General features: G+C 67.4%; 11 protein-coding genes. 4 read left to right on the top strand and 7 right to left on the bottom strand.

Annotated features, from left to right (window positions below; translation table 11 throughout):
• Window positions 1-24: 24 nt before the first annotated feature.
• The 7 genes from LC062_RS12180 to LC062_RS12150 all read right to left on the bottom strand — a co-directional run bounded on the left by LC062_RS12180 (window position 25) and on the right by LC062_RS12150 (window position 7,150).
• On the bottom strand, window positions 25-1,296 hold the full coding sequence (locus LC062_RS12180; RefSeq protein WP_224911305.1) for an imelysin family protein: 1,272 nt from the start codon (window positions 1,294-1,296) through the stop codon (window positions 25-27).
• A gap of 51 nt (window positions 1,297-1,347) precedes the next feature.
• Window positions 1,348-1,857, bottom strand: a complete 510-nt coding sequence (locus tag LC062_RS12175; protein ID WP_224911304.1) for a hypothetical protein — start codon at window positions 1,855-1,857, stop codon at window positions 1,348-1,350.
• A gap of 153 nt (window positions 1,858-2,010) precedes the next feature.
• Window positions 2,011-2,472: a MarR family winged helix-turn-helix transcriptional regulator gene (locus LC062_RS12170; RefSeq protein WP_224911303.1), complete on the bottom strand. Its 462-nt coding sequence runs from the start codon at window positions 2,470-2,472 to the stop codon at window positions 2,011-2,013.
• 9 nt (window positions 2,473-2,481) lie between these two features.
• Window positions 2,482-3,756: a flavin-dependent oxidoreductase gene (locus tag LC062_RS12165; protein WP_224911302.1), complete on the bottom strand. Its 1,275-nt coding sequence runs from the start codon at window positions 3,754-3,756 to the stop codon at window positions 2,482-2,484.
• Between the two features lie 88 nt (window positions 3,757-3,844).
• A complete protein-coding gene (locus tag LC062_RS12160; protein ID WP_224911301.1) occupies window positions 3,845-4,882 on the bottom strand; it encodes a TRAP transporter substrate-binding protein in 1,038 nt (345 codons plus the stop codon).
• A 166-nt stretch (window positions 4,883-5,048) separates the two neighbouring features.
• On the bottom strand, window positions 5,049-5,768 hold the full coding sequence (locus tag LC062_RS12155) for a UTRA domain-containing protein (RefSeq protein ID WP_224911451.1): 720 nt from the start codon (window positions 5,766-5,768) through the stop codon (window positions 5,049-5,051).
• Between the two features lie 5 nt (window positions 5,769-5,773).
• Window positions 5,774-7,150 carry a formimidoylglutamate deiminase gene (locus LC062_RS12150; RefSeq protein WP_224911300.1) on the bottom strand — a complete coding sequence of 459 codons (1,377 nt, stop codon included), beginning with the start codon at window positions 7,148-7,150 and terminating at the stop codon, window positions 5,774-5,776.
• 116 nt (window positions 7,151-7,266) lie between these two features.
• Here LC062_RS12150 and hutI point away from each other — a divergent pair, with 116 nt between their 5' ends.
• The 4 genes from hutI to hutU are packed head-to-tail and all read left to right on the top strand — an operon-like array spanning window position 7,267 to window position 12,513.
• Window positions 7,267-8,478 (top strand): imidazolonepropionase, encoded by a 1,212-nt coding sequence (hutI, locus tag LC062_RS12145; protein WP_224911299.1) that lies wholly within the window; start codon window positions 7,267-7,269, stop codon window positions 8,476-8,478.
• Window positions 8,475-10,025 carry a histidine ammonia-lyase gene (gene hutH / locus LC062_RS12140; protein ID WP_224911298.1) on the top strand — a complete coding sequence of 517 codons (1,551 nt, stop codon included), beginning with the start codon at window positions 8,475-8,477 and terminating at the stop codon, window positions 10,023-10,025. The genes hutI and hutH overlap by 4 nt, the downstream gene beginning before the upstream one ends.
• Complete coding sequence (hutG, locus tag LC062_RS12135; RefSeq protein WP_224911297.1) at window positions 10,022-10,843, top strand: N-formylglutamate deformylase; 822 nt, start codon at window positions 10,022-10,024, stop codon at window positions 10,841-10,843. Before hutH ends, hutG begins: the two co-directional genes overlap by 4 nt.
• Window positions 10,840-12,513, top strand: a complete 1,674-nt coding sequence (gene hutU / locus LC062_RS12130) for a urocanate hydratase (protein ID WP_224911296.1) — start codon at window positions 10,840-10,842, stop codon at window positions 12,511-12,513. The genes hutG and hutU overlap by 4 nt, the downstream gene beginning before the upstream one ends.
• Window positions 12,514-12,569: the final 56 nt, after the last annotated feature.

Genomic DNA, 12,569 nt, shown 5'->3' with positions numbered 1-12,569 from the left:
CCGCCGCCCCTTGCTCAAACCGGCTTACTGGAAGACCGCGTTCGGATTGTCGAGGCTGTCCGAGCCTTCGAAGGCGATCTGCTCAAGGCCCAGTTCGGACACCACCCGCTCGATCGAACGAGTCTGGTCGATCAGCGACTGCACCGCCGCCTCGACCAGGGCATTGCCCTCCTCGTTGCCCTCGCCAATCATCTGGTCATAGGCTTCCACCGTCTCGGCGCGGGTGCGCAGCGCCTCGAAGGCGGCCAGCGAGGCGTCGAGCTTCGCGGTCATCTCCGCCGCCAGCTCCGGGTTCTTCGCGGTCACCAGATCGCGCAGGGACGCGCCCTCCACCGCCGCGCCGGCAAAGCCCTTGTAGGTGCCGAACCAGACATTGCGGATGCCGATCACGTCATCGAGATGGGACATGTGGGTGTTGTCGGAAAAGCAGTCATGCTCCTCTTCCGGGTCGTGCAGCATCAGGCCGAGCTTCATCCGCTCGCCCGCCAGTTCGCCATAGGAGAGCGAGCCCATGCCGGTAAGAATGGTGGCAAGACCGCCGGCCTCGCCCTTTTCCGCCAGTTCCTTGCGCGCCGCGCCGTCAGCGCTCCAGGCAGTCTTCATCTCATCGAGATCGGCCAACAGCAGCGCGGTCGCTGCCTTCAGATAGGCCGCCCGCCGGTCGCAATTTCCGCCGGTGCAGTTGGCGGTGTCGAAATCGCTGGCCGGACGATTGCCCGCGCCCTTCTCGGTGCCGTTCAGGTCCTGGCCCCAGAGCAGGAATTCGATGGCGTGATAGCCGGTGGCGACATTGGCCTCGATCTCGCCGGCTTCCTGCAGCGTCTCGGCCAGGAGCTCGGCCGTGATCTCCGTCGCGTCGATCTCCTGACCGTTCACGGTGAGCTTGGCATTGGCGATGACATTGGCGGTATAGAAGGCGTTTTCCGGAGAAGCCGCCCCGTAGCTGGCGTCCACGTAGTCGATCAGCCCCTCATCGAGCGGCCAGGCGTTGACCTTGCCTTCCCAATCGTCGACCAGCGCATTGCCGAAACGATACACCTCGGTCTGCTGATAGGGGCGGCGCGCGGCGCGCCAGGCGTCACGGGCAGCGGCCAGCGTCTCGTCGGTCGGATTGGCCAGCAGCGCGTCGATCGCCTTGGACAGATCGAGCGCCGTGGCGTGGGCCTCCGAATAGGCCGCCTCGGCAATGTCGCCATAGGTGTTGAGAACGGTCTGGGGCGTTGCCTCGGTAGCGGCAAAGGCCGGCGTGGCAGATACGCTCGCCAGCAGGGCGAGCATCAGGGAGGTCTTGCGCATGTTGGTCTATCTCGTCTGTTGGTGAATGGGTCGCGTTTGCGTGAAGAAAGGTCAGTGGCGCGTGGCACTGGGCCCGCAGGCGCCGGCAAGCCCGGCCCACAGGCAGGGCAAGGCGTCGCGCCGTGGCAGGAAAAGCTTCGCCCCGCGCAAGGCGTCGGCGAAGCCTGCCGCCGTCTCAAGCGCCGCCGGCAGGCCGGGGGCAAGGACCAGTTCATCGGCCAGTTCGCCTGCCGCCATCTGATCGCCGGCCTGGGAGGCGGCAACCAGCGCAACGGCGAGGCATTCCTGCGGGCAACGGCGCGGGCAGTCATAGGGCAGCGTGTGGACCCCGCCCTTGGTCCAGGCATTGAGCGCCCGGGCATAGCAGGACAGGCCGGTCATGGTGGCGCGCGCCCGTTCGACCCCAAGCGTACAGGCATAAAGATTCCAGGCCCGTTCCCAGCAGTCGATGCTGCCGGTTCGATAGCCGTCGAGCCAGCGGCGCAGCCCCTCGATCACGAGTTGCTCGGCCGCCGCCCCGCCCATGTCGCCACACGGCGACAGGCGCACAGGTTCGGTCATCACATCCCCCAATCGCCGGGGGTCAAGGTCCCGGCATCAAAGGCCGCGGCAGGTGCCGCCACGCGACGAACCAACAATACATGACTTTAAGTGTCAAGAAATAAAATGAAAGAAAACAATAGTTTAGAATTATTATAAAGTGGAATTGCATATTCACGTTTTCAAGTCTCCCCCGCCACCGGGCCGACCGATGATGTGCCGCAGCACCCGCCGCAATTCGTCCCGCTCCCGCTCGCTCAAGCCGTCGAGCAGGATTGCCTCGGCGCCGCCGATCCGCTGGCGCAGCCGGGCAAAGCGCGCCTTTCCCGCCGCCGACAGGGTGTAGCCGACCTTCCGCCGGTCCCCCACCGCCCGGGATTGGCAGAGCACCCCCGCTCCGACCACCGGCTTCAGCGCGGTGGTCAGCACCGACGGCGAGCAGGACATGGCGCGGGCCACCTCCTGATGACCAATCCCCGGATTGCGGTCGACCAGTTCCAGAACCATGAACTGAAGCGGGGTGATCTCCTCATCGGCAAAGGCGCGGGCGAAGGCCTGATGGCCACGCAGAAAGGCGTGGCGCAAGAGGTGGCCGACGAGATCGTTGAGACAGCCGTAGTCCAGGTCCCCGGTCACGGACCACCCTCAGACCGTGCCGGCCGGCGGCACGATGGAGGGGCGCTGGTTCAACCCCTCCACGTCGAAGCCGGCCAGCTTCTTGTATCCGGCGGCGGTTTCGGCCAGTTCCTCCGCCGACAGCACCTGGTCGATCTGCGCGAACCCGTCCGGCGCCCGCTCCTCGACCACATCGAGCACCTTGTCCGGCCCATCGGCGCGGTTGGCGAGCACGATCCGCCCCGTCGCCGGACGGCGCTCCTCTTCATAGGTCTCAAGCGCCGCCGGGACGCAGCCCTGGCGCAGGATCTCGCGGGTCAGCACCCGGGCATCGAGGATCGCCTGGCTCGCCCCGTTGGAGCCGATGGGATACATGGGATGGGCGGCATCGCCCATCAGGGTCATCGGCCCATGGGTCCAGCGCGGCAGCGGGTCGCGGTCGACCATCGGATATTCGAACACATGCTCGGCCGCCCGGATCACCGCCGGCACGTCCAGCCAGTCGAAATGCCAGTCGGCGAAACGCGGCAGGAAGTCGGCAAGCACACCCGGCCGGTTCCAGTCCTCGCGCCGCCACAGGTAATCGTCGGGCAGCTTCAGATCGGCGATCCAGTTGATCAACGCGCCTTCCGAGCCATCCTCAACGGTGATGTCCTCGATCGGGTAGCAGACGAACTTGCGCGGCTTGCAGCCGGCCATCGCCATCGAGCGCCCGGTCAGGAAGCGGGGGCCACGGGTGACGCCGCGCCACATGACGATGCCGCCCCAGGCCGGCGCGCCTTCAGCGGGATAGAGCGCGGCACGGGCGGTGGAATGAATGCCGTCGGCGGCAATGAACAGCGCCCCGCGTTCGGTCCCTGCGCCGCTGCCCTCCCGGCCCGACAGATCGATCTCGACGCCCTCGCCATTCTCGCGCCAGCCCGTGACGGCAACGCCGCAGCGCACAGCATCCGGGCCGAGCCGCTCGCGCACCGCCTGCAGCAGCATCATCTGCAGCTTGCCGCGATGGACGGAGTATTGCGGCCAGCGATACCCGGCGGCGCGGCCACGCGGCTCCGACCAGATCGGTTGGCCGTGGCTGGAGAAATAGGCGACCTCCGCCGTCCTGAGGCCGATGGCGTCGAGCCGGTCGAGCAGCCCCAGTTCGTCAAGCTCGCGCACCGCGTGGGGCTGAAGATTGATGCCGACGCCGAGAGGGCGGATTTCAGCGACGCTTTCGAAGATCCGGACCGGCACGCCGATCCGTTCCAGGCTGAGGGCCAGGGTCAAGCCGGCGATGCCCGCGCCGGCAATCAGGACTGTCATGACATTTCGCTTTTCTGTCGGCGGAAGGCCGCCTTGAAACGGAAAGGCCGGGGCGCTTGCAAGCAGCCCCGGCCCGCGTCGGCAGCAATCAGTTGCCGTCGGCGTATTTGGCGATCATGGCCTTGGCGTCCTCGACCATCGCCGCGCCGTCATAACCCTTCGCCGTCACCTCGGCGATCCAGGCATCGATCACCGGCTGGGCCGCCGCCTGCCAGCGCGCGACCTCCTCCGGCGGCAGCTTGCGGATGGTGTTGCCGGCCTTTTCGGCAGCGGCAATGCCCGGCTGATCGCCCTCATCCATCACCCGGCCGACCCATTTGGACATCTCGCGGCCGCTGTTGGCGTCGATCACCGCCTTCAGGTCATCGGGCAGGCTGTCATACTTCGCCTTGTTCATGGCAAAGATGAAGGTGGCGGTGTAGAGCCCGCGCGGCCCCTCGAAATCGGTGTGGCTGTCGACCAGCTCCGCCACCTTCAGCGGGGTCGTCACCTCCCAGGGCACCACCGTGCCGTCGATCACGCCCTTGGACAGCGCCTCGGGCATGGCCGGCACCGGCATGCCCACCGAAGTGGCGCCGAGCGCCCCGAGCAACGCATTGGTCTGGCGGGTCGGGCCGCGCAGCTTCAGCCCCTTCATGTCCTCCAGCTTCGACACGCCCTCGCCCTTGACGTGCAAAAGGCCGGGGCCGTGCACATGCACGGCGATCGGATGCACATCCTTGAACTCGTCGGTCAGGTACTTTTCGTAAAAATCCCAGAATGCCTGGCTGGTGGGCTCGGCCTTGGCCGGCATGAACGGCAATTCGAACGCCTCGGTGCCGGGGAAGCGGCCCGGGGTGTAGCCCGGCAGGGTCCAGACAATGTCGACCACCCCGTCGCGCGCCTGGTCGAACAGGGCCGGCGGTTTGCCGCCAAGCTGCATCGCCGGATAGACCTCCACCTTGATCCGGCCATCGGACTCCTTCATCACCTTTTCCGCCCAGGGGGTGATGAAGTTCTTCGGAACCGGCGCCGGCGCCGGCAGGAAATGATGGACGCGCAGGGTCACTTCCTGCGCAAGGCCCGGCGCAATACCGGCGCAGAGCGACGCGGTGGCGGCAATCAGCAGCGTTTTCAGTCGAGACATGTGGCTTCCTCCCCAGGATGCGGTCTTGCCGGCAACGGGACCAAGGGCCACCGGCGCCGGATAATCGTTTACAATGTAAACGATTATGCCGCCGATCCGGCCAGGGATCAACGCGGTTGTCTCAACCTGCCCGCGATCTGCGACCGCAACGCCACATCGCCGAAGGTCAGACCCGGGAAATCATCCGGTAGCTGGAGGGGTGCACCATCCGCACAAGGGTGATCGGCTGGTCGAGCAGCCAGGTGGCGCGTTCGATCACGAAGACCGGATCACCCCGGGAGACGCCAAGCATCTCCGCCTCCTCCGCGGTCGCCCCGGCGGCACTGAGGTCATTCTCCATTTCCGAGAACGGTGCGTTGCGCACCAGCCATTCGTTGGGGCTGACCGTTTCGAAGCTCTGCCCAGCGATGTCCGGCACGGCGGCCAGGTTGATCCAGCGATCCTCGAACTGCCAGGGGCGATTGTCGGCGAAATGCAGGCAGCGCACGTGCAACACCGGCGCCCCCGGCGGCAGTTCCAGCCGGGCGCGCAGGGTCTCGGGCACCTCGACCTCGTCGCGGCTGAGCACGGAGAACCGGTACTGGGCGCCGCGCGCCTCCACCTCGGTGCGGACCACGGGAATTTCCAGCCGGGCCTCGCGCAAGGGATGTTCGGCAATCCGGGTTCCCACCCGGCGCTTGCGCTCGACAATTCCAATATCGGCAAGCTCGCGCAGCGCCCGGTTGACGGTCATCCGGGCGCAGCCGAACTCGCGCGCCAGATCCTCCTCGCCGGGAATCAGCTCCCCCGGCTGCCAGATCCGGTCGCGGATGCGGCGCAGGATCTCCGTCTTGATCGTGCGAAAGGAGTTGGGCTGCGCCGCCGCACCAGTGCCCGTTTGCGTCACATCACTCAAAGACCCTGCCTCAGGCTGCGCACCGCGTCGCGGTACCCCTTCTCGATCTGCTCCCGGCGCACGTGACGCCCCTCGCGCACCACATGCCGGCCCGCCGCCCAGACATCGCGGACCACCCGGTCGTCGCCGGCAAAGATCCACGCATCGAGCAGCTCGTCGCCGGCGCAGCCGTCCAGATGCACCGAGCCGGCATCGAGCGCAACCAGATCCGCGACCCGGCCGGTGGCAATCGCCCCGCAATCACGGCCCAGCGCCTGCGCCCCGCCAGCGGTCACCGCGTCATACAGCCGCCGGCCGCAAGACAGATCGCGGGTGGCAAGCACCGCGCGTTGCCGGTCGCGCAGCCTCTGGGAGTATTCCAGCGTCCTCAGTTCCTCGGAGAGGGAAATGCGGATGTTCGAATCAGACCCGATCCCGATCACCCCGCCATCGGCGAGATAGCGCGCACCATCGAAGATGCCGTCGCCAAGGCTCGATTCGGTGATCGGGCACAGCCCCGCCACCGCGCCGCTCGCCGCCAGATCGCGCCGCTCGCCCGTGTCGAGATGGGTGCAATGAATGAGGCACCAGCGCCCGTCGACATCATGGGCATCGAGCAGCCAGCGCACCGGCCGCGCGCCATAGCCGGCCTCGACCTCGGCGATTTCCGCGGTCTGTTCGGCGATATGCATGTGCAAGGGATCGTCGGGCCGCATCGCCACCAGATGGGTCAGCGCATCGCGCGGCACCGCCCGCAGCGAATGCGGCGCAAGCCCCAGACGGGCATCAGGCCCAAGGGAGGCCACCGCCGAGGAGGCCCCCTCGATCAGGCGGGCGAAACTGTCCAGATCGTTGCGGAAGCGCAACTGGCCGCCGGCCAGCGGCCGCCGGTCGATGCCGCCGGTGGCGTAATAGACCGGCAGCAGGGTCAGACCGATTCCGCTCGTCTCGGCGGCGGCAACGATTCGCCGGGAAAGTTCCGCCGGGTCGGCATAGGCCGCGCCATCCGGTTGGTTGTGGAGGTAGTGAAACTCGGCGGAAGCGGCATAGCCGGCCTCCAGCATTTCCATCTGCACGAAGGCGGCCACCGCCTCGACCCGCTCCGGGGTGTAGCTGGCCAGGAACCGGTACATCAGCTCGCGCCAGGTCCAGAAGGAATCGTTTTCCCCTTCCCCGCGCCGCTCGCTGAGCCCGGCCATCGCCCGCTGGAAAGCATGGGAGTGCAGGTTGGACGGCGCCGGCAGCAGAATGCCAAGCCGCTGATCAGACTGGCAATCCGCCTCGGGAACGCCGGTCTCGACCGCCGCGATGCGCCCGTCCGCCGCAATTTCCACCGCCACATTCCGGTGCCAGCCATCCGCCAGCAATGCTGTTTCCGCCCAAAGCCGCGTCATGTTCGCCTCATTTTTGCGATTGACAATTATGTACATACATATCGTAAATATAGAAAGACATATAGAGGCGTGCCGCACAAGCCCGTCTCGGGAGATTAGAGCATGAGGGGAGGAACATGACCGGCATCGTTCTGGACAGGGCGCGGATCGCCACCATGTGTGCGGGCGACAAGCCCTATGGCCTTGTCGATGACGGCGTCCTCGCCATTGCCGAGGACGGCACCATCGCCTATGCCGGCCCCGCCGCCGATCTGCCCGCCCGCTTTTCCAGCTGGGATCGACAGAGCCAGGATGGACGGCTGATCACCCCGGCGCTGGTCGACTGCCACACCCATATCGTCTTCGGCGGCAACCGCGCCCGCGAGTTCGAGATGCGCCTGGAAGGCGCCTCCTATGAGGAGGTGGCGCGCGCCGGTGGCGGCATCGTCTCCACCGTCACCGCCACCCGCGCGGCCGATGAGGAGGCGCTTCTCGCCGATGCGCTGCCGCGCCTCGACACGCTGATCGCCGAGGGCGTTGCCACCATCGAGATCAAGTCCGGCTACGGGCTGACCGTTGCCGACGAGTTGAAGATGCTGCGGGTGGCCCGCCGGCTGGGACAGATCCGGCCGGTGCGCGTCGTCACCACCTATCTTGCCGCCCATGCCACCCCGGCCGAATACAAGGGCCGGGACGATGCCTATCTCGATGAGGTGGTGCTGCCCGGGCTGGACGCCGGCCATGCGGAAGGGTTGATCGACGCGGTCGACGGTTTCTGTGAGGGCATTGCCTTCTCGCCGGAACAGATGGCGCGGGTGTTTGACCGGGCCGCCGCGCTTGGCCTGCCGGTCAAGCTGCACGCCGAACAGCTCTCGGATCTCGGCGGCGCACGCATGGCCGCCGAGCACAAGGCGCTATCCGCCGATCATCTGGAATATCTCGGTCAGGACGGGGTCGATGCCATGGCCCGGGCCGGCACCGTCGCCGTGCTTTTGCCCGGCGCCTTCTACACCTTGCGCGAGACCCAGTACCCGCCGGTCGCGGCGCTGCGGGCCGCTGGCGTGCCGATCGCCCTTGCGACCGACTGCAATCCCGGCTCCTCGCCGCTGACGTCCCTGCTCCTGACCATGAACATGGGCGCGACCCTGTTCCGGCTGACGCCGGAGGAAGCGCTGGCGGGTGCGACCCGCGAGGCGGCCAGGGCGCTTGGCCTTGCCGGTAGCCTCGGCACGCTGGAGGCCGGCAAGCAGGCGGATCTGGCGATCTGGAACGTCGCCGAACCGGCGGAGCTGATCTATCGCATCGGCTTCAACCCGCTGCATCAACGCCTGATCGGAGGCAAGCCATGACCATTCTCCTCACCCCGGGCGCGGTCGGCCTTGCCGAGCTGGAGGCGATCTATCGCGGCGGCTCTGCCCGGCTCGATCCGGCGGTACGCCCCGCCGTGGAGGCAAGCGCGGCCCGCATTCGCGAAGTCGCCGCCGGGGATACGCCCGTCTATGGCGTCAACACCGGCTTCGGCAAGCTGGCCAGCGTGCGCATCGCCCCGGGCGATGTGGCGACGCTGCAGCGCAATCTCATTCTCTCCCATTGCTGCGGCGTCGGCGAGCCGCTGCCGGCGGAGATCGTCCGGCTGGTGATGGCGATCAAGCTGCTGTCGCTCGGCCATGGCGCCTCGGGCGTGCGCTGGGAAACCCTCGCCTTGCTCGACGGCATGCTGGGCGCGGACATCATCCCGGTCGTGCCGGCCAAGGGCTCGGTCGGCGCCTCGGGCGACCTTGCCCCGCTGGCCCATCTCGCCGCCGCCATGATCGGCGAGGGCGAGGTGTTCCACGACGGCGCACGGCGCCCCGCCGCCGAAGCCCTGAAGGATGCCGAACTGACGCCCGTCGTGCTCGGCCCGAAGGAAGGGCTGGGGCTGATCAACGGCACCCAGGTCTCCACCGCCCTGGCGTTGGCCGGCCTCTTCAAGGCCTGGCGGGCGGCCACGGCGGCGCTGATCACCGGCGCCCTGTCCACCGACGCGGCGATGGGCTCCGCCGCCCCGTTCCGCCCGGAGATCCACACCCTGCGCGGCCAGCCGGGGCAGATCGAGGCGGCCCGAACCTTGCGCGCGCTGATGGAGGGCTCGCAGATCCGCGAAAGCCACCGGGAAGGCGACGAACGGGTGCAGGACCCCTATTGCATCCGCTGCCAGCCGCAGGTGAATGGTGCCTGTCTCGACCTTCTGCGCACCGCCGGCGAGACCCTCAGGCGCGAGGCCAATGCGGTCACCGACAATCCGCTGGTGCTGTCCGATGGCTCCGTGATTTCCGGCGGCAACTTCCACGCCGAGCCGGTGGCCTTCGCCGCAGACCAGATCGCCATCGCCGTGTGCGAGATCGGCGCGATCGCCCAGCGCCGCATCGCCCTGATGGTGGACCCGGCGCTCAGCTTCGGTCTGCCGGCCTTCCTGACCCCGGCGCCGGGCCTCAACTCCGGCCTGATGATCGCCGAGGTCACCTCCGCCGCGCTGATGTCGGAGAACAAACAGCAAGCGATGCCGGCCAGCGTCGATTCCACCCCCACCTCGGCCAATCAGGAAGACCACGTGTCGATGGCCTGCCACGGCGCCCGCCGGCTGCTCTCCATGACCGACAATCTGAATGCGATCATCGGCATCGAGGCGCTGACGGCAACGCAAGGGGTGGAGTTCCGCGCGCCGCTTGCCACCAGCCCGGCGCTGGCCGGCGCCATGGCCGCGATTCGCGCCGCCGTGCCGCATCTTGAGGAAGACCGCTACATGGCCGGCGATCTTGCACAGGCCTCCAGGCTTGTGGCCGACGGCCGCCTTGCCGCCGCGATCGCGGCCGGTATCCTGCCCAGCCTTGGAACACCGCAAGGAGAAGACGCATGATTCCGGTCGAGATTCACGAGGGCACCTCCCCCATCATCCTCGGGCTGCCGCACACGGGCACCCATGTTCCCGAGGCGATGCACGCGCGTCTGTCCGAGCGCGGACAGGAGCTCGCCGATACCGACTGGCATATCCACACGCTCTATGACGGGCTGCTGGCCGGCGCGACCACCGTGCGCGCCACCTTCCACCGCTATGTGGTGGATGCCAACCGCGACCCGAGCGGTGTCAGCCTCTACCCGGGCCAGAACACCACCGGACTGGTGCCGCTGACCGATTTCGATGGCGTGCCGATCTGGCGCGAGGGCGGCGCCCCCGATGCGGCGGAGATCGAGGAGCGCGCCGCGCAGTTTCATGCGCCCTATCACGCCGCGCTGGCCGCGCAGATCGAACGGGTCAAGGCACAGCATGGCGTGGCGATCCTCTACGATTGCCATTCGATCCGCTCGCATATCCCGTTCCTGTTCGAGGGCACCCTGCCGGATTTCAACATCGGCACCAATGGCGGCACCACCTGCGATCCGCAGATCGAACAGGCGACGGTCGAGACCTGCGCCAGCGCCGAAGGCTACAGCAGCGTTCTCAACGGCCGGTTCAAGGGCGGCTGGACCACCCGTCACTACGGCCAGCCGGCCAGCGGCGTTCACGCAATCCAGATGGAGCTGGCCCAGTCCACCCACCTGGCCGAGGAAACCCTGCCCTTTTCCTATGACGAGGCAAAGGCCAAGCGCCTGCGCCCCCACCTTGCAACCCTGCTTGCCCGTCTGGAGCGCCTGGCGCTCGACGGACGGCTTGTCACTCCCGGAGACCCCAGATGAACAACCCGCGTCACAACGCCCGTATCGTCAAAGCCGACACCGGCACCGAGATCACCGCCAAGTCCTGGCTGACCGAAGCGCCCTTGCGGATGCTGATGAACAACCTGGATCCGGATGTCGCGGAAAAGCCGCATGAGCTGGTCGTCTATGGCGGCATCGGCCGGGCGGCCCGCACCTGGGACGATTTCGACCGGATCGCGGCAACGCTCAAGGACCTTGAAGCGGATGAGACGCTGGTGGTCCAGTCGGGCAAGCCGGTGGGCGTGTTCAAGACGCACAAGGACGCGCCGCGCGTCCTGATCGCCAATTCCAACATCGTGCCGCATTGGGCCAACTGGGACCATTTCAACAAGCTCGATAAGGCCGGGCTGATGATGTACGGCCAGATGACCGCCGGGTCGTGGATCTACATCGGCTCCCAGGGCATCGTGCAGGGCACCTACGAAACCTTCGTCGAGGCCGGCCGCCAGCATTACGAGGGCAGCCTCAAGGGCAAGTGGATCCTGACCGGCGGCCTCGGCGGCATGGGCGGCGCCCAGCCGCTCGCCGCAGTCATGGCCGGCGCCTGCTGTCTGGCGGTGGAGTGCAACCCGGATTCCATCGATTTCCGCCTGCGCACCCGCTACGTCGATGAGAAAACCGATTCGCTCGACGAGGCACTGGAGATGATCGAGCGCTGGACCAAGGCCGGCGAGGCCAAGTCCGTGGCGCTCTTGGGCAACGCGGCCGACGTGTTCCCCGAGCTGGTGCGGCGCGGCGTGCATCCGGACATCGTCACCGACCAGACCTCCGCCCATGACCCGATCAACGGCTACCTGCCCAAGGGCTGGACCATGGCCGAGTGGGAAGCCAAGCGCGAGAGCGATCCCAAGGCGGTGGAGAAGGCCGCGCGCGCGTCGATGCGCGATCACGTGGAAGCCATGGTCGCCTTCTGGAACGCCGGTGTGCCGACCCTCGACTATGGCAACAACATCCGCCAGATGGCGCTGGAGGAAGGGCTGGAAGACGCCTTCGCCTTCCCCGGCTTCGTGCCCGCCTATATCCGGCCGCTGTTCTGCCGCGGCGTCGGCCCGTTCCGCTGGGCCGCCCTGTCCGGCGATCCGGAGGACATCTACAAGACCGACCAGAAGGTCCGGGAGCTGCTGCCCGACAACACCCACCTGCATCGCTGGCTGGACATGGCGCGCGAGCGCATTTCCTTCCAGGGCCTGCCGGCGCGTATCTGTTGGGTCGGCCTCGGCGACCGTCACCGGCTGGGCCTTGCGTTCAACGAGATGGTCCGCAATGGCGAGCTGAAGGCGCCGATCGTGATCGGCCGCGACCATCTCGATTCCGGCTCGGTCGCCTCGCCGAACCGCGAGACCGAAGCGATGATGGACGGGTCCGATGCGGTGTCCGACTGGCCGCTGCTGAATGCCCTGCTCAACTGCGCCTCCGGCGCGACCTGGGTCAGCCTGCATCATGGCGGCGGCGTGGGGATGGGCTTTTCCCAGCATTCTGGCATGGTGATCTGCTGCGACGGCAGCGACGATGCCGCCCGCCGGATCGAGCGCGTCTTGTGGAACGATCCGGCGACCGGGGTGATGCGCCATGCCGATGCCGGCTATGACATCGCGCTCGACTGCGCGCGCGAAAATGGATTGCGCCTGCCCGCCATTCTCGGCAATTGAAGGAAGCGACGGACAGGCACATCGGGAGCCGCGCGGGCTCCCGTTTCCTGGCAACG

It is taken from the genome of Stappia indica (assembly GCF_020177335.1).
Taxonomy (GTDB): domain Bacteria; phylum Pseudomonadota; class Alphaproteobacteria; order Rhizobiales; family Stappiaceae; genus Stappia; species Stappia indica_B.
This window is presented reverse-complemented; position numbering and strand designations above follow the sequence as displayed.

Excerpts from the sequence above, each read along its gene's own strand:
- LC062_RS12175 (WP_224911304.1), bottom strand. The coding sequence starts at position 1,857 with ATGACCGAACCTGTGCGCCTGTCGCCGTGTGGCGACATGGGCGGGGCG.
- LC062_RS12165 (WP_224911302.1), bottom strand. The coding sequence starts at position 3,756 with ATGACAGTCCTGATTGCCGGCGCGGGCATCGCCGGCTTGACCCTGGCC.
- hutU (WP_224911296.1), top strand. The coding sequence starts at position 10,840 with ATGAACAACCCGCGTCACAACGCCCGTATCGTCAAAGCCGACACCGGC.
- hutG (WP_224911297.1), top strand. The coding sequence starts at position 10,022 with ATGATTCCGGTCGAGATTCACGAGGGCACCTCCCCCATCATCCTCGGG.
- hutH (WP_224911298.1), top strand. The coding sequence starts at position 8,475 with ATGACCATTCTCCTCACCCCGGGCGCGGTCGGCCTTGCCGAGCTGGAG.
- LC062_RS12180 (WP_224911305.1), bottom strand. The coding sequence starts at position 1,296 with ATGCGCAAGACCTCCCTGATGCTCGCCCTGCTGGCGAGCGTATCTGCC.
- LC062_RS12160 (WP_224911301.1), bottom strand. The coding sequence starts at position 4,882 with ATGTCTCGACTGAAAACGCTGCTGATTGCCGCCACCGCGTCGCTCTGC.
- LC062_RS12150 (WP_224911300.1), bottom strand. The coding sequence starts at position 7,150 with ATGACGCGGCTTTGGGCGGAAACAGCATTGCTGGCGGATGGCTGGCAC.
- hutI (WP_224911299.1), top strand. The coding sequence starts at position 7,267 with ATGACCGGCATCGTTCTGGACAGGGCGCGGATCGCCACCATGTGTGCG.